The organism is Chryseolinea serpens (genome assembly GCF_900129725.1).
Lineage (GTDB): Bacteria > Bacteroidota > Bacteroidia > Cytophagales > Cyclobacteriaceae > Chryseolinea > Chryseolinea serpens.
On sequence record NZ_FQWQ01000007.1, the window covers coordinates 31,849 to 48,428 of the forward strand.

At 50.5% G+C, this 16,580-nt stretch carries 12 protein-coding genes; 5 read left to right on the plus strand and 7 right to left on the minus strand.

Features of this window, described 5'->3' with window-relative positions; translation table 11 throughout:
* Nucleotides 1-153 precede the first annotated feature (153 nt).
* Complete coding sequence (locus tag BUB30_RS34200) at nt 154-747, plus strand: hypothetical protein (protein WP_073143537.1); 594 nt, start codon at nt 154-156, stop codon at nt 745-747.
* A 181-nt stretch (nt 748-928) separates the two neighbouring features.
* Here BUB30_RS34200 and BUB30_RS34205 read toward each other — a convergent pair whose 3' ends face one another.
* Nucleotides 929-1,918 carry a quinone oxidoreductase family protein gene (locus tag BUB30_RS34205; RefSeq protein ID WP_073143539.1) on the minus strand — a complete coding sequence of 330 codons (990 nt, stop codon included), beginning with the start codon at nt 1,916-1,918 and terminating at the stop codon, nt 929-931.
* Between the two features lie 129 nt (nt 1,919-2,047).
* On the opposite strand from BUB30_RS34205, the gene BUB30_RS34210 reads away from it, so the two are divergent.
* Nucleotides 2,048-2,950: a GlxA family transcriptional regulator gene (locus tag BUB30_RS34210; protein WP_178377255.1), complete on the plus strand. Its 903-nt coding sequence runs from the start codon at nt 2,048-2,050 to the stop codon at nt 2,948-2,950.
* A gap of 89 nt (nt 2,951-3,039) precedes the next feature.
* On the opposite strand, the gene BUB30_RS34215 is transcribed toward BUB30_RS34210, so the two are convergent.
* Entirely contained in the window at nt 3,040-3,408 is a 369-nt protein-coding gene (locus BUB30_RS34215; protein ID WP_073143542.1) for a cupin domain-containing protein, read from the minus strand.
* Nucleotides 3,409-3,431: 23 nt separating this feature from the next.
* Nucleotides 3,432-4,262, minus strand: a complete 831-nt coding sequence (locus BUB30_RS34220) for an MBL fold metallo-hydrolase (RefSeq protein WP_143165198.1) — start codon at nt 4,260-4,262, stop codon at nt 3,432-3,434.
* Nucleotides 4,263-4,706: 444 nt separating this feature from the next.
* Between BUB30_RS34220 and BUB30_RS34225 the strand changes: the two genes are divergently transcribed.
* The 3 genes from BUB30_RS34225 (at nt 4,707) to BUB30_RS34235 (ending at nt 8,038) form a co-directional block, all read left to right on the plus strand.
* On the plus strand, nt 4,707-5,822 hold the full coding sequence (locus BUB30_RS34225) for an aminotransferase class I/II-fold pyridoxal phosphate-dependent enzyme (protein ID WP_073143544.1): 1,116 nt from the start codon (nt 4,707-4,709) through the stop codon (nt 5,820-5,822).
* 87 nt (nt 5,823-5,909) lie between these two features.
* Nucleotides 5,910-7,133: an MFS transporter gene (locus BUB30_RS34230; protein ID WP_073143545.1), complete on the plus strand. Its 1,224-nt coding sequence runs from the start codon at nt 5,910-5,912 to the stop codon at nt 7,131-7,133.
* A gap of 35 nt (nt 7,134-7,168) precedes the next feature.
* A complete protein-coding gene (locus BUB30_RS34235) occupies nt 7,169-8,038 on the plus strand; it encodes a nuclear transport factor 2 family protein (RefSeq protein ID WP_073143547.1) in 870 nt (289 codons plus the stop codon).
* 74 nt (nt 8,039-8,112) lie between these two features.
* On the opposite strand, the gene BUB30_RS34240 is transcribed toward BUB30_RS34235, so the two are convergent.
* From BUB30_RS34240 to BUB30_RS34255, 4 genes are all read right to left on the minus strand, one after another.
* Nucleotides 8,113-9,060, minus strand: a complete 948-nt coding sequence (locus BUB30_RS34240; protein ID WP_073143548.1) for a DUF4350 domain-containing protein — start codon at nt 9,058-9,060, stop codon at nt 8,113-8,115.
* A 131-nt stretch (nt 9,061-9,191) separates the two neighbouring features.
* Nucleotides 9,192-11,795: a M14 family zinc carboxypeptidase gene (locus BUB30_RS34245; RefSeq protein WP_073143550.1), complete on the minus strand. Its 2,604-nt coding sequence runs from the start codon at nt 11,793-11,795 to the stop codon at nt 9,192-9,194.
* Between the two features lie 74 nt (nt 11,796-11,869).
* Nucleotides 11,870-13,228 carry a RagB/SusD family nutrient uptake outer membrane protein gene (locus BUB30_RS34250; RefSeq protein WP_073143552.1) on the minus strand — a complete coding sequence of 453 codons (1,359 nt, stop codon included), beginning with the start codon at nt 13,226-13,228 and terminating at the stop codon, nt 11,870-11,872.
* A gap of 13 nt (nt 13,229-13,241) precedes the next feature.
* Nucleotides 13,242-16,250, minus strand: coding sequence for a SusC/RagA family TonB-linked outer membrane protein (locus BUB30_RS34255; protein ID WP_073143554.1), 3,009 nt, complete (start codon nt 16,248-16,250; stop codon nt 13,242-13,244).
* Nucleotides 16,251-16,580 lie beyond the last annotated feature (330 nt).

Here is a 16,580-nt window from a genome sequence, read left to right on the forward strand (position 1 = left end):
TCATTCTTGTTTTTGAGGTGCCAACATAGCACAGTAAAAATAGAAAAAATGCCGGACAGCCGATTCTGCCTTAAAATACTTTTCTGCATTTCCTCCGAATAAAGTTGCTAATGTTGGAGTATACAGTACGATCATTTTTAAAAATAGAGTAATATGGAACCTGAAAAAAAATCAACGACCCGTACAAAAACCATTGTCATCGTTGTCGTGCTCGGTGTATTCACGGTATTTCAGCTTGTTACGCTGAAGAACAACTTAACCAGGAAAGAATCGAAAGACCCCCTTATCGCCAGCCTTCAGCGATTTCATTCCTTTAGGCCAGCAAATAACGCTTTCGCGATCCAGGTGCCCGCCGATTATGAAACCGTGCAATTCATGATGAGTGATGACTTGCCGTTTGCTGGTGTATCGAAAACACCGAAAGACGATGATAAACCTGTGCTGATGGTTCAGCGGATCCCGTATGATACCGCGCTGTCCGCGCTTGAAAACTGGAAAAAGTTTCAGGAAGGTGCCGGATCGGCGCTGCCTCAGTCCCAGTTCTATATACCCGCAGAGGAAACAAAAGCGGGTCAGGATAAGCCGGTCTTCGAAATCAAGTCAAAAGATGATTCCTGGAAGGGGATCGTACGCCTTGCCCGCAAAGGTGATTTTCTCTACATCGTCAAGGGCGTCAGCCGTGCGAAACATTGGGATACGTATAAGACCGATTTAAGCTATAGCGTATCGATGTTCCTCTTTCTTTAGAATCGGAACCGTCGCACGCGTTTTAATGCACGAATTGACGCTGACTTTCCTCCACCAGAACCATACAGTTGACCTATAAAGTGTTTAGTTGTAACGCAATACTTTAGTTGATTCATATATTTCTATGTTAAAATGACTGTATAATTCATGGCCATCGTGTGCCGACGACTACAAATCAGGATTAAAGATCTGACATCTTGAAGATTCGCTTGCCCAACGCCGGCTGAAAAATGGTCTCGGAGACGGCTTTGGCATAATCTTCCAGGGCATAGAAACCGCTCATGGGAACATGGAAGGAAGCGCTTTCCGAAACTCGAATCATTTCAGGCAAATCTTCGCGGTCTTTGGGTTGAGGAGGGTCAAAAAAGAAACGATAAACGTAAGAACTTATTTCCAGTCCTCGCATCAGGATGTCCATGTTGTGAATGGGATAGGACGCTTCGCTCATCACGCCGTTAACAATCACACGTCCGCCGAATGCCATGGATTGAATCAGCTGGCCCGTGATAGGACCGCCCACGTGATCAATGAGTCCATGAATACCCTGATTTGCTGTTGTGTCAAGGACAATGTCTGCGAGATTGTCCTTGAGTTTGGAGATTTCTATCACGGCAGTCGTACCCAATGACAGCAAATCATAACGCGATTCCTTTTGTCTCACCACGGAAATAACATGAACACCCAGGGCCTTTGCAAATTGCGCGGTCATGATAGAAAGTGTGGAATGTCCTGCAGTCAATGCTAACCAATCACCGGGCTTTACTTGAGCTTTTCGAAGCAGATCCCAAGCCGATACGATGTTTACAAGTTGAGATGCTTTTTCAAGGGGATAACTTGCAGGCAAAGGGATTAGCCATTCCTGCGGCACGACAGCATACTCAGCCCAGGTGTTGTAATAACTGAAGCCCACGAAGGTGCCCACGGGAAGGGAAACATTCTTTCCAACCCGCTCGATAACTCCCGCACCGTGATTGCCGGCGATCTGATTGGGGAACACAGGCTTCTTGGGCTCTGGGTATAGGTTTTGGATGAATAAGAAATCTCCTGGATTGATCGATGCCGTAACCATCCGCAGAAGCACGTCGTTGTCGCCGAGATCTGGCAAGGAAACCTGCGCGAGTTTCAGCACGTGTTGGGGGTTTCCAATTTCATTGAAAATTATTGCGTTCATATTTGTTGTTTACTTTTATGCAAGTATAAGCGCGTTCGGAATAACCAAGCATTGGCATATTTGCCTATGTTTGTGTTAAAATTGCCAATGCATTTTGTCGTCTACTTACCGGCATCCTTTTATTCTGCCATGGCAGCAACCATAGTAGAACTGTTGCAAGTGGTCAATGAGGTAAACCCTCGTGCATCCCTCACCTATGAATTTGTTTCGGGGACCTCACAAGCCCAATCCCGGTCGGGCATATCATTTCCTTCCAGCACAAAGGCGAAACGGAAAGCCGATGTATTCGTTTTGCTCGCAGGGCTAGGCAGTGGAATAAATGCTGACCTATCCCAATTGGAAGAAGAGGCACAAAAGGCAGCGCCATTCATTAAAAAAGCTCAGCAACAGGGTGCGGTCATCGCAGCAACCTGCGCGGCATCTTATTTCCTGGCACACGCGGGTCTGCTGAATGGAAAAAGGGCGACCATCTCATGGTGGCTTAAAAGGAAAGCACAAAGTAAATTTAGCGCGGTGAAATGGGAACCCTCCCGGATACTGATACGACAGGGTCGGCTTTACACGAGTGGTGGCGGCTTCTCCGGACTGGAGCTGATATCGGCCGTATTGATCGATATGGGCTTTGCAAAAGAAGAACGGGAGGCGCGGAAATATTTAGTGCTTCCTCCAGCCAGAACTTCACAGGCACCCTACGACGGCGATGAGATGGATGACAACCCGTCTCCGTTTTTAAAGCAGCTCACCAGAATATCCGATGAACACCTGCGGAATCTTACCCTGGGAAGTCTTGCTAAAATTCTGGCCGTTTCATCCCGATCATTGTCTCGCAAATTTGCCGAGGAACTATCCATGACTCCTGGAAAATGGATTCAACAGGAGCGTATTGCAAAGGCGTCTGAATTATTAAGGAAGGGCAGACTTAGTGTTTCGGAAGTCTGTTATGCCGTTGGATACGAAGATCTGCCGTCCTTTTCCCGCCTGTTTGCCAAGGTAACTGGAATGAGCCCATCCGAATTCCGGCGGCACACTTAGAATTTGGCAATGCCATAGCTTAGGCGCGTCCAGTTTGCCAAGAGACTGCGGCATAGTGCCTTCTTTTTACAATCAGCGGGAGATAGGGTTTAAATGTGTTGTTGATTGTCCCGTGTGTAATCATTTTTGATATTCCCGGTATTTACGGTAGTGGCGGGCTCGAACAAGATAATATGTGCTTCCTCGGTGGCAACGGGTCTATGCTCCACTCCTCTGGGGATGACGATGAACTCGCCCTCATTTACTTCGATGTTCCCGGTCCTCAGCTCCATTAAGAACTTTCCTTTCACCACCAGAAACAGTTCATCTTCGTCGTCATGATGATGCCATATGAATTCACCCTTCATTTTGACGAGCTTTACATGCTGACGATTTAGCTCTCCGGCGATTTTTGGACTCCTATACTCGGTGATTTTGGAGAATTTTTCGACAAGGTTTACTTTCTGCGGACTAGCCATAGGATATCGATTTTGGTTAATGACTATAATTTGAATGATAGCTCAGCCTCAAGGTTAAAAAAGGAAGGCTCGTGGTAGCTCAGCATTTTGATGTGTTTGTTTGATGCCAATAAATCCATGAGGTGTTTCAGTGACAATTTCCGTTGATGATCATCGTCAGCGCTTTTGGAGGCTACCTCAGCTATCTTTTGAGCTTCTGAAAAAAGTTCGGCCTCTAAGTAAAAGGCGTCCCCTACATGGAGTATCCAATTTTCATTTTGTTGTATGGCCACACCGCAATGCCCTTTGGTATGCCCGAATAACGGAATCAGATAAACGGTTGTCGAAAAAGGAAGCTTTAATTTGCGGGCCTCCATTCCGAACCATTTGCAGGCGCCCTTTTCGTAAAGCTCTAGTTTGGGACGATGACCTAGCTGATGGTGTAGGTATCTTGGATTCCCGCTCGCGAACGAAGCATATTCCTCCGCGGCAACATGGACAGTAGAGTAGGGAAAATCATCCAGACCGCCAATGTGGTCAAAGTCCAGGTGGGTGATGATGCAGTCCCTGACATATGCCGGAACGAACCCCATATCTTCGATTTGGTGTACTGCGGTATGACGGGCGTCAAATCGAATGTTATAAAAATCGATTTTATCTTGGCCTATGCGTTTCAATGGGCTCTGAATATCCCGAAGCCCGAACCCGGCATCCACTAGCGCCAGGTGGCCATCTTCCTCGAGCAAAAGGCAATGACAGGCTACGCTGCCAACACCTGGCGGAGAAAGAATGCCGCAATTTAAGTGATGAATATTGATCATTAATTTGTGGCGCGTCGCTTCATTCCAGAGCCGCCACTTGAGCCGATCTTTCAACGCGCACCGGCAAAGCTATTACATGCGGCAAGAGTGTAAAAATCAAATCTCCTCATGAATAACAGTGAATTTATTCATGGACGTTTTTAAATATAGGCTTGCGCGATTTTTTTATCGTTTTTTGGTCACGTCAAAAAGTAGAGAAGTTGCGTATGAGTGTGGTACCAGAATCCTTCTCGACGCCTCAATTGTATCATCAATGATCGCGTAGTATTTTTTTTCTCATTGTCATAATTACGGGGTCTATCGATTGATAGGCCCCGCCGTACGGATGTATCTGTCGCGTGCCGAAGGACTAACGGCGGTCGATATGATTCCCCGCCGGGCGTTATCCTGCCTGTAAAGAAATGACATTTCGACTTATTCCCGTTTTGTAAAAATCGACGTACATTGTTATTCGCCTTAGCTTCAGAGCATGGCCATCCTCAAAAGAAAGATTTACCTATGAAAATAAAAGACTTTGCCATTGAGCGCTACTTTTCCGAGCACGAATTCACGGCTAAATATTTGTTATCGGCTTCGGACCCGGATGGCTTTTCGTTACAGTATGTACTTGATCTGGCATCTCAAAAGGAGAAGGAGAGTTGGGCTAACCTGAGACTGGGTTACACAGAAACCAGAGGTGCTCCGGCATTAAGGAAGGCTATAGCTGGTCACTATGCGGCAATGACTCCCGATGAGGTCCTGGTAAGTTCTCCGGGTGAAGCGAACTTCTGTCTAATGAATGTTCTGCTGGAGAGGGGAGATGAGGTGATCTGTATGACACCGGCATATCAATCCCTTTACCAGATTGCTGAAAGTATAGGGGCCCGGTTATCGTTTTGGAAACCAGAAGAAAGCAACGGCTGGTATTTTGACCCTGCGCAGCTGAAGGAATTGGTCAGTACCAGAACGAAACTTATTATTGTCAACTTCCCGCATAACCCTACCGGGTTCTCGCCGTCATCCGAGGACTGGAATGAAATTATCAATATCGCCCGTCATCGTAATGTGGTCTTGCTTTCGGATGAAATGTATCACGGTTTGATCTATGATCCGAAAGACCAGATCCCCGCGGCCTGCGATTTGTATGAAAACGCGGTGAGCCTATGGGGGATGGCCAAATCTTTCGGGCTGGCAGGGCTTCGCTTGGGCTGGTTAAGCAGTAAAAACGCAGCTTTGCTCAGCAGGATAGAAGCCTTTAAAGACTATCTGACAATATGCAATAGTGCTACTAGCGAAATCCTTGCTACGATCGCCCTGAATAACAGCGACCATTTCATTCAGGCAAATATCCGGAAGATCAAAACCAACATCGAAGCGTTTAAGCAATTCCAGGAAAGAAACCCGGAGTTGTTAGACTTTCATATACCCAAATCGGGTTCCACGGCATTTGTCAGGTTGAAGATTCCTTCCCCTGCATTTGAATATGCCGAAAGGTTAGTTCAGAAAACGGGTATCATGATGCTGCCTTCCGAGAAATTTGACTATGGTGGTCAACATGCAAGGATAGGGTTTGGCCGCCAAAATTTACCTGAGATATTGAAAACCTGGGAGCAATTTCACAAAACAGGCGGCTAAAGGTCCGAACTGAATTCTTACAATCTGGTTGTGAATTTCCCACGCTGTCGCCTGTCGCTCTAAATAGAAATTACTAAGTCATCCCCTATGCGTACAAAGAACTTCGTCCTCATCCTGCTATCGTCGCTTTCCGTTCTTACTTTTCTCGATCGCAACGCTATTTCTATTGCGGGCCATCGCATTACCGAGGAGCTTCACTTATCGGAAAGTCAATTTGGATGGATCCTTACGGCCTTCACCTTGTCGTATGGGCTGTTGGAAATTCCCATGGGACTTTGGGGCGATCGCTCGGGCGAAAAAAGAATCATTACCCGGATTGTTGCCACGTGGTCGCTGTTGACGGCGCTAACGGGTCTTGCTACTGGATTTGTCTCGCTGTTTGCCACGCGATTCATTTTTGGGGCAGGCGAGGCGGGCGCTTATCCGAACACGGCCATTGCCATTCGCAAATGGTTCCCCCTGCAGGAGCGGGCGAAGGCGCAGGCATTTGTCTGGATGGCGAGCCGGTTGGGCGGTGCGCTGGCGCCGCTGTTGATCGTTCCCCTGCAAATGCAGTTTGGGTGGCGCGTCACCTTCTTTGTCCTCGGTGGTGTTGGACTCGCCTGGGTGCTGGTTTGGCATCGACTTTATCCATCCGAAAGCCCGCTGCAGGACAACACAGACCAGCAACAATACGTCGCACCGGAAAATGACGCGCCTCGCTGGACCGTGCATTTGAAAGACAGAAATTTCTGGTTCCTGCTGGTCATGTACTATTGCTATGCGTGTGGTGTATTCTTCTTTATCTCTTGGTTACCCAAATACCTGCAGGCCGGAAGAATGATCGCGGAAAAAGATCTCAGCTATTCCGCCGCGTTACCTTTCTTATTGGCTGCCGGCGGATGCTTGCTGGGCGGCTGGTTGAGCGACCACCTGGTGTCGCGCATCGGTTTGAACTGGGGCAGGAAGCTGGTGCCCGTCGTTGGCCTTAGCCTGTCGGCGTTGCTGATGTTGGGTTGCGTTGCCGTGGACAGCAACGTGGCGGCCGTGATCATGCTTGCCTTGGGGTTGGCCACCATGGATGTAACGGCGCCCGTGTCATGGGCGATAGCCATAGAGTTGGCGGGAAAAGCGAGCGGCGCAGTGACGGGAGCCATGAACACAGCAGGCTTGCTGGGGGGCACTATTGCCTCGCTGGGGGTAGGCTACCTTATCTCCTGGACGGGTAGCTACGATGTGCCCTTGATCATACTGGCGATTCAACTGCTTATCGGCGCCTTCTTTGCATCACAACTAAAGGTGTCGACGCCACGGGCCCTGGATAAAACATAAGCCAAAACACATGAAGCACTAATTGTCTTTTGCATATGAGAATCTTATCAACGTATCATCTCCCGGTTGGCCGGGCAGGTTCTGCACCTCGCACGTCGCCGACGGCCCGCCTCCGTGTGGTGCTGGTGTGCGGATGCCTTTTGGGTTTCGCGTGGCTGGCACGTGCACAACCCCAGGAGGAGCAGGCCGTCCGCCAGCAACGACAACAATCCAATGAAGCCATCGCCCGGCACGACACGGCGTCGCTTGCCCAATACTGGCTGGATGACATCCACGTGCTGACGTCGCGAAGCGTGTCGCTGCAGGGAAAGCCGGCCAACTTGCGGGCCTTCCAGCAAGAGTTTCGAAGCAAAGAAAAGCTGATCTACGTGCGAACACCTGCTACCATCGAAGTGTTTTCTTCGTGGCATATGGCGGCAGAATATGGCCGATGGACGGGCACGTGGACAGTAAACGGCGAGGCCATTCGCGTGAGCGGTAGCTACTATGCCAAGTGGCACTACCAGCACGACAAATGGAAAATCAAGTCTGAGATATTTGTGCCGGCCGCCTGTGAGGGCGGCGACTATTGTAAAACGATGCCCACACTTCAAAGCAACGCAGTCATAGTGGTTCAGAATTATTACTATCCAAAACCAGGAAAAGAACTGGAGGTATTGGAGACACGCCGGCGCGCGTCGCAGGTGCGCGCTCAACTTGGATTGCCGGTGGGCCGTATTTTGCAGCGAACCGTTGAGTCAACCGCGCAGGCCTTCGTGGTTTGGGAGTGCGAGTATCCTTCCCTGCAGGCACGCGAGGATGACGTCAAGCGCTTAGATCAGTCTGAGGAATTTAAGAAGGTGCAGGATCACATGGGTACGTTGCTGGAAAAGTTTGATCGCGGCGTTTGGCTTATACGGGAGTAGAAGTGCGGGGGGATATGCCTGGCCGAAATCTATCCAGGTAAAGCCAAAGGCCACCAGAGATTCAGGCAGCGGCATTATTTTGGATTGCCTTTATGGTCCAGCCAATGGATAAGGTTGAGTAAGAACTGCAGGTTCTGTTGTGCGTCAGGCGAGTTCAATCCAAAAGGGACTTTGTCTTTCCCCTTCAGTTGAGCTGTGAACATTGCCGCTTCGCCAAACACAGCCACCCGGCCTTTGCCGTATTCCAGTATAGCGCCTTGTGAGAAGCCCTTTATGGGAATGCGTTTTGTGCCAGCATTAAATTTCCAGGCCGTGTCCGGAAGTAATATTTTGTAGCGGTCGTCGAATGTAAGCAAAGAAGTAGCCCTTGAGGGAATTTGGAACGCTTGACCCGTGAACGTAGCCACACGTTCGACCCGTTCGCCGGACGTTTTCCCCTTTGTTATCGCGTGATTGGCCAACGCGCCACTGCTCGCTGTGAAAACGTCTAGTTCGCGTTTTGCGCCGGGGTAGAGGCCGGCCGTTGTGTCGGTTGCAAAGCCGTTGTAGAAGGTGAACCCAAATGCCTTTGCAAGGTCGGTCGCTGCATCAGGAAAGGGCATGTGGTCCGCAATGAGCAAAAGTGAGCCACCATCGTCCACCCATTTTTTAACCGCTTCGATTTCCGCCGGTGTGAACGCCGGCAGAATGGGTTCCGCCCACACCGTTTCGTTCGAAGGATGTATGGCATTGGCAATCACAAGCACGGAGGCTTTTTTTAGTGACGAAAGAGAAAAGGGAGTTTTATTCGGTTGCACTTGATAACCATCCCGTCGCAGCACTTTGGCAAAAGCCAGATACCGGGTTTCGATCGTGTGAAAGTTATGGTGTGCCTCATCAATGAACAATATTGGCCCCTTATCCGGTGGATGGGAAGGTGATTTAATTTTTGGTTCAAACGCCGAATCAGGCACTTGCTGGGCTCGGCTGGGGGTGATGGTTAATGCGAAGGCTAGCACAAGAAGAAGGAATGTTTCTTTCATGGCATTTCGGTTAGGTTGGGTTTGTATTGCGGCCAGTTAAATTCGCGAAAAAAAACAAAGTCACCTCAGGTCATAGTACCCGAGGTGACTGTGCTTTTGGCTATGTGTATGAATATGTAGGAAAAGACATGCTAGTGTGTTTCATGTTCCGCTTCGGATATTTCCAAGGACGGGTTGTTAACCACCTGGCCGAAAAACAGCGCGTTCAAAAATAGGCGTGCCGTGCCGTACCAATAGCCTCTGAAGTAGGGATCGTCGGCAAACAAGATGACGCGGCCGCGGCCGGCATTGCTCACGACAACGGAGGCGCTGTTGGCAATCCGTTTTAGGTTTGCCTTGGAAACATAACCACTCACCAGCGGATTGGCCGTATATTTCACCACGGTGCCATACGGGCTTCGACCCGACTTCAGGAAGGTGCTGCCGTTGCGAAAGACATATAGCTTGCGACTCTCGAAGCCAAAGCCCAACGGGTGCGTAATGTCGAGGTCGGCCGAGTATATGGAACCTTCAATGGATTTGGGACCTTCAATCTCGTTGCTCTTTATGAAATCAAAGCGATTGATTTGCGTGGTGTCGGGTTTGTATTCCGTCACCAGCTTTTCCGTTACCAGGCCTTGCTTGACGGCCCACTCGCTGGCGTTTTTAATGGTGATCAGCGTGTTGCCTTGTTCGATCCAGCTTTTCAATTTGGCCACTGTATTTTTGTCGAGCGCACTGTAGTTTCCTCCCACCAATACGAGCACGTTGTAACGCGTCCAGTCAATGCGCGCCGCGTTGCTGATGTCGATTTTTGTGATGGAGAAATCAACTTGCTTGTTGAGCAGGAACCAAAGCTGACCTACCTCAGCGGAGTTGGTGCCTTGGCCTACCAGGAGGGCGGCCTCGGGTTTCTCCAGTGCCCGGATGTTGTTGCTTCCCAAATCGATTCCCTGCGCATTGAAGCCGGTGGACACCGCGGTGAAGCTGACCTTTGACGTGGTGGTCACTTCCTTCACTACCCGGAACAAAGAGTCGGCTGAGATCTTTTGCCATGCCACGGGCACGACAATGGTACCTTGCGGAAATTCTTTACGAACCCCTTTCTCCTCGACGGTAAAGGGCTTGAACGAGACCTTTGTCAATAACCCATATTGCTGTAAGGCATACAATGCTTTCGAGGCATTGTAGTCGGACCAATTCAATAAATACGCGTAGTCAGACTTGCCGTTTTCGATTTGTCCTTCCACTTTTTTAACCGCCGTCACGCGCGTGCCCAAAGCAACATTGGCATCTTTGATGCGGGCAAACGGAACGCCATAGCCGTGTGCCACTGCCCAGCCCGTTACATCGTAGAATACGCTATCGTGAAAGTGTGTCACTTCCTCGAACAGAGAATGAACGATACGGTAATGCGGTTGCGCGGTGGGCACGATGTAGGACTTGCCTTTTTCGAAACGTTTGCCTTCCACCGTTGTGGTTCCACTGGTCTCGTATACTTCGAGTTTATGCGTTAACAAAAGGGACAGGAATTTTTGATTGATGGTTTCATCCACGCTGCTACCAAACACAAAGGCTTTATTTGGATTCTTCTTTGCATCCTCCAGGGCAGAGCTAAAGAACTTGCGTTGGTGACGGAGCAGGATATCTTTTTCCGCAACGGCACCCCGAACCGTGGCAATGCCCGTGAGCACGTGGTTGCGTATGGTGAAGGGAAACGTCACAACACCCTGGTTGCTTTCCTGTGCCAAACCGCGTGAACTTCCCACTTCAAACGTAATGCCCACCGCACCCTGGAAATCGGGATAGGTTGATCCATAAATGGCGGAAAGATTATCGAATTGCTCTTTTGTCCAGTATAACGAGCCGACGCTGTTGAGGGCTTCTGCGTGATACTTGGCAAGCTTGACATTCAGGACGTCGTATGTTTCGCGGGGGATGATGGCACTCTCGGAGCCATACGGTTTCGAGGGTTCAAAATAATAGGTGCTGTTCGTTCCCATTTCATGGAAATCGATTTGAACGTTGGGGTACCAGGTATGATAAAAATTCAACCGGTTTTTGCTCTCCACATGCACGGCCGCTAGCCAGTCGCGATTGAGGTCGAAGAGAAAATGATTTGTTCTCCCCATGGGCCACAGTTCGGTGTGCTCGCGATCCAACGGATCGGTGACGGGTGGAAACGACTTATTCTGATTGTGCCAGGCAGCCGCGCGGTCGCGGCCATCGGGGTTGACCGACGGATCGAACGTCACCACGGCTTCGCGCAAAAACTTTTGGGTTTCTTCGTCTTGGGATGCCACCAGGTAATAGAAGGTGAGCAAGGCCGCCTCGCCGCTGGAGGTTTCATTGCCGTGAACGGAATAGCCCAGGTGAACAAACACCGGAAGGTTTTTATAATCGGGCTCTGCGGCCTTTGGGTCAACAAGCTTTAAATGTTCGAGCCGGATACTTTCCAACTTTCCGTGATTTTCCGGCGAGGTCACGGTAGCGATGATTTGCACCCGTTCCTCGTACGTTTTTCCAATCTCCTTCACGGTTACTTTGTCTGAAAGCCGGTCAAGCTCCTTGAAGTAATCAACGATGCGATCGTGGCGTGTGTAGTGCGACCCAATGGGGTAGCCCAGGAATTTCTCAGGGGAAGGAATGGCGGGATCAAAATTCCCTTTTGGAAAGTAATACCGGTCTTGTGCGGTCGCCGAGAAGGCCACAAACAACAGCAGCAGTAAACCTGATCGCGATAATTTTGATTTCATAATATGAGTATAAAGTTTAGTGGTGGATGAAGATGGTATGCCCGTCTTCATTACAACGGGCATACGTCATGCAGTTAATAACCGGGGTTTTGGTCTCCGGCAAGATCGGGATCTGCACCGATGTCTACAAGCGGAATGGGAAAGAGCCACTTGCGTGTGTCGGTCACTCCCAGTACATCGCCTGCACGTTTGGTTCGCACGAGGTCAAACCAACGGTGTGCCTCAAAGGCAAACTCCAGCCGGCGTTCGTCTTCGATAGCCAGCAACACTTCGGCTTTTGTCGCTGCCGTGCTGTTGGCAAGTCCCGCCCGTTGGCGCACGGCATTGAGATCGGCGAGCGCACCATCCGCCCCATCGAGCTTATCCTGCTGGGCGCGGGCCTCGGCACGGATCAGATACAATTCGGCAATGCGAAGGATATAGGCCGGATCATCGCGCAACCCCGAACGATTGTATAAGTTTCCATAGATCGATGTGGTGGAACCTGTCGTGACAGACGCCAGTAAAGATGAACGATTGCCGCCTCTGGCATTGAGTGTAGCGATGAAATCGGTCGTGGGCTGAAAGTTATACTGTCCGCCCAAAGCGCTGGGGTACCAGTTGTTCCAGATCGTGTTGGGATCGGCATTGCTGAACGTCAATTCAAATACAGATTCGTTGGTGAGAAAGGGAGCCGTGAAGAATGCTTTGTAGGGCGTAACCAGTGCGTAGGATGAATTCCCGATCACCGTAGAGGCAAACGCCTCGGCATCCACCCATTGTTCCCTGTACAAGTGTAGTCTTGCGCGTAAAGCTTGCGCCGTTTTTTTCACGGCCCGGTTGCGCGTTGCTGCTTCGGGCAGTAGTTCTTCTGCTTTCGTCAGGTCGGCGAGCACCTGGTCGTAGGTTTGCGGCAGGGAACTTCTGCGAATGCCTTGGGCGTCGGAGATTGTTTTTGTGGGCTTCAGCACCAGCGGCACGCCACCCCATCCGCGACCGAGATCAAAATAGCCTAAGGCCCGGATGAAGTAGGCCTCGCCTGTGATCTTGTTTTTTTCCGACGCTGTCAGCACCGGGTCGGTCAATCCAGGCACAACATCGATAATCGTATTGGCGGAGTTAATGGCCTGGTAGATGGTGGTCCATGTGCCGGTAATGATCACGTTGTCGGGTGTCAGCGCGTTCTGATCGGTTTGCAGGAACTGATTCAACGTGCCGTTGAACCTGACGTTGTCGGCCGGCAGAAAGCCCAGCGTGGGATAGTTGAGTGAATAATAATTTTGAACGTTGCTATACGCGCCCAGCAACGCTGCGTTGGCACTGGTCGCGTCTGTTATAGCGCTGGCCGCCGGTAGTTGCTGATACGGCTTCGTGTCCAGGATATCGTTGCAGGACGACAGCAACAAGGTGAATGCTGTTACGGCTGCCGTTATGGTTTTTGAGTATGTGTTCATGATCGTTTCAATTTTAAAGTCCGATGTTTAATCCCACCTGTACGGTGCGGGGTTGAGGCACCGTTGCCCAGTCAAAATTTTTGGTGTTGCCAACACCGCTCTGGGAATTTACCTCTGGGTCTAGTCCCGAGTAGCCGGTTCCGGTCCACAGGTTTGTGCCTTGCACATACAAGCGGAGGGAGGCTACCCTGTATTTGGAAAGTAAGGCTTTGGGTACGTTATAGCCAAGACTAACGGTTCTCAAGCGAATAAACGAACCGTCTTCGAGGTAGCGGGAGCTCAGGTTTTGAACCGTTCCTCCATAATTGTTGGAAGACGCCACGGTGGTCATGCGGGGAATGTCGGTTATGTCGCCGGGCTTCTGCCAGCGCTCAAGCTGTTCGGGTATGTAGCCGATGTTGCTTTGTGTTCCGCCATGCACCAGGAAGAAGCGGTTCATGTTCATGATCTGCGCGCCTTTTTCAAAATAGAAGAAAGCGTTCAGATCAAAGGCTTTGTAGCGGAGCGTATTGGTGAAGCCACCATAGAAATCAGGCCAGGCATTGCCAACGATCTGCCGGTCGGCCACCGTGATGCCGTCGTTGCCCTTGTCGTCGTACACGGCATCGCCGGTCTGAGGATCGACATACAATTGCTTATAGATCCAAAAGGAATACAGCGGAATGCCTTCCTGCAAACGGAATATATCCCGCGAACCTGCCGTGAAAGGAGCGGCAAGTTTCTCGATCTTATTCTTGTTGGTGGAAATGTTGAAGCTGCTGGTCCATTGAAAATCGGCACTGCGAATGATGTCGCCGGTGACGGTGAGTTCAAATCCTTTGTTGCTCACCGCACCGTAGTTTTGCAGCAGGGAAGAGTAACCTGACTTCAACGGAACCGGAACATTCAACAACAATCCCGACGTATACTTGTCATAATAATTGATGTCGAACGTGAGCCGGTCGCGGAAGAAGCCAAGATCCAATCCCACGTTCCATTGACGGGTTTCTTCCCAACTCAGATTCGGGTTGGCCAACTGCAGCGGCGCCGTTCCGGGCGAGTCTGTATAGTTGTTGCCACCTTGCCACAACCCGATCGATGCATATTCGCTGATGCCCGCCTGGTTGCCGGTCTTCCCGACGCTGGCACGTAGTTTCAGCTCGTCGAATATCCCCAGGTCTTTGATGAAGCGTTCTTCACCCAAGCGCCAGGCCGCACCCACAGCGGGAAAATAGCCCCAACGGTTCGAAACGCCAAAGCGTGATGACGCATCGGCGCGGAAGCTGGCATCCAGTGTATAGCGTTGGTTCCACGTTGCGCTGGCCTTTCCAAAATAAGAAAGTAAGGCAGACTCTGCTTTTGTTGACGTACCGGTCTGGGTAGCCGCCGACGCGATGGTCTCTAAAGAGTTTGTGGGAAATTGCTGGCCGCTAAGGGAAGTAACCTGGTAGGTGTTTTTTTGAATGGTGTTCCCGGCAATCACCTGGAGGCTGAGTTTGTCCCAGGTTTTTAAATAGGTCAGTGTCTGTTCGTTGAGTAAGGTAACGTCGCGCGACAAGGCCGAGGTTGCCGTGCCCTTCGGTTGTCCCGCCAGGATCAGCGTGTTGTTGTAATTGTTCTCGTACATGTCGTTGAAATCAATGCTCCAGCTGGTGCGAAACGTCAGGTTCTCGGTGATGGCATATTCCCCGAATACATTGCTGATCACACGGGTACCCGTGGCGTTGTTGTTCAAGTTGTCGATCAACGCGAGGTGGTTGTCGAAACTGCCGTACTTGGCATAGGTTCCGTTCTCATTAAACACGGGCAGGTTGGATTTCGGGAACAGAGCCGAGTTGATCACCCCCACCGGGTTGTTGTCGTTGCTGCTCACATTGCGGTGCGTGCGCGTCAGTGCGGTACTGGTTCCGATTTTTACCTGTTCGTTCAGGTGCTGGTCCAGGTTGATCCGCAGGCTGTAACGATCAAACTCCGAGGGCTTCACAATAGATTCCTGGTTAAAGTAACCGCCTCCGATATAATACTGCGTTTTGTCATTGCCACCGGAAGCAGACAATTCGTAGCTGCGGGTTCTTGCCGTACGAAATACATCGCTGATGCGATCATAGGTTGGCTGCTCTTCAGGAAGTCCGGATCCACCGGAAGCCTTTGAGCGAAACGGGACCAGCTCCGGGCTGCCACCATCGTTGAGAAACCTTTCGTTCTGGAGGGTGGCCAGTTCAGGCCCCGTCACGACTTTGAATTTTTTGGGAGCCCACGACCAACCTTGGTACGTATTGAAATTTATCCGCGAACGCGAATTGGCCTTTCCTCGCTTGGTCCTTATCAGCACCACGCCATTTGCACCACGCGAACCGTAAATGGCGGTGGCATTGGCATCCTTTAGGATTTCCAGCGATTCGATGTCGGAGGGATTGATGTCGGCCAATGGGTTGGAGGCCACCTGGTTTCCTAATCCCGTGCGGACAAGATTGTTGTTGTTGATGAAAACGCCATCCACAATGTACAGTGGGTCGTTGCTGGCGTTGATGGAGTTCGTGCCCCGCACGCGAATGAAGATCCCTCCACCGGGCACGCCGGAGTTTGCCGTTACCTGCACACCCGCAGCTTTTCCCTGGATGAGTTGATCCGGGCTGGGCGCCGGGGTCGACTTTAGCTCATCGAAGGAAACCGATGTTTGTGAGCCCGTCAGCGTCTTGCGCGACTGCTCGCCGTAGCCGACGATAACAATCTCTTGAAGCTCCTTGGCATCCGCTTCCAGGGCGATGTTGGCAACGGTTTGGTCATTGCTTAGCGCTACTTCTTGTGTCAGATATCCGATGAAGCTAAACAACAGCGTGGCTTTCGCCGGGACGGCAATGCTGTAGTTTCCATCGGCATCGGTCGATGTGCCGGTGGAGGTTCCCTTCACCAGCACGTTAACGCCTGGCAAAGCCGTGCCGTCTTCGGATGAGGTTATCCGGCCGCGCACGACAGCCGGGTTTTGCGCATACCCATAGAGTGATGAGGCGAGCAGGCCAAAAAAGAGTAGTATTCTTTTCATGATTCAATTGTTTAAAGTGTGGACAAAGCGGGTCCGTCTCACGGGTTTTGTGAGGAGCGCTTGTCGTATGAAATAAAAAAGGGACAAAACCGGAAAGCCGGTAAAGGATGATAACCCGAATTCTTCTTCTGCGGAGTGAGAACTAGCAGCAGCGCCCGGGCCCGGAAATTAACAAGTACATTTTTTCATAGAAGAAAGTATTTAGGTTTGAAATCGTTTTCAATGGGCATATGCCCTGATATACTTTCAGAAGGACAATGACTACTAAATTTTTGGTGGGTAACTATAGTAACACTTGGTGGGTCCGGCCTGAGGTGTAAATCGATCAAA

What these genes read in the sequence shown, in the direction of transcription:
- BUB30_RS34200 (WP_073143537.1), top strand. Translation starts at nt 154, where the DNA reads ATGGAACCTGAAAAAAAATCAACGACCCGTACAAAAACCATTGTCATC.
- BUB30_RS34205 (WP_073143539.1), bottom strand. Translation starts at nt 1,918, where the DNA reads ATGAACGCAATAATTTTCAATGAAATTGGAAACCCCCAACACGTGCTG.
- BUB30_RS34210 (WP_178377255.1), top strand. Translation starts at nt 2,048, where the DNA reads ATGGCAGCAACCATAGTAGAACTGTTGCAAGTGGTCAATGAGGTAAAC.
- BUB30_RS34215 (WP_073143542.1), bottom strand. Translation starts at nt 3,408, where the DNA reads ATGGCTAGTCCGCAGAAAGTAAACCTTGTCGAAAAATTCTCCAAAATC.
- BUB30_RS34225 (WP_073143544.1), top strand. Translation starts at nt 4,707, where the DNA reads ATGAAAATAAAAGACTTTGCCATTGAGCGCTACTTTTCCGAGCACGAA.
- BUB30_RS34230 (WP_073143545.1), top strand. Translation starts at nt 5,910, where the DNA reads ATGCGTACAAAGAACTTCGTCCTCATCCTGCTATCGTCGCTTTCCGTT.
- BUB30_RS34235 (WP_073143547.1), top strand. Translation starts at nt 7,169, where the DNA reads ATGAGAATCTTATCAACGTATCATCTCCCGGTTGGCCGGGCAGGTTCT.
- BUB30_RS34240 (WP_073143548.1), bottom strand. Translation starts at nt 9,060, where the DNA reads ATGAAAGAAACATTCCTTCTTCTTGTGCTAGCCTTCGCATTAACCATC.
- BUB30_RS34245 (WP_073143550.1), bottom strand. Translation starts at nt 11,795, where the DNA reads ATGAAATCAAAATTATCGCGATCAGGTTTACTGCTGCTGTTGTTTGTG.
- BUB30_RS34250 (WP_073143552.1), bottom strand. Translation starts at nt 13,228, where the DNA reads ATGAACACATACTCAAAAACCATAACGGCAGCCGTAACAGCATTCACC.
- BUB30_RS34255 (WP_073143554.1), bottom strand. Translation starts at nt 16,250, where the DNA reads ATGAAAAGAATACTACTCTTTTTTGGCCTGCTCGCCTCATCACTCTAT.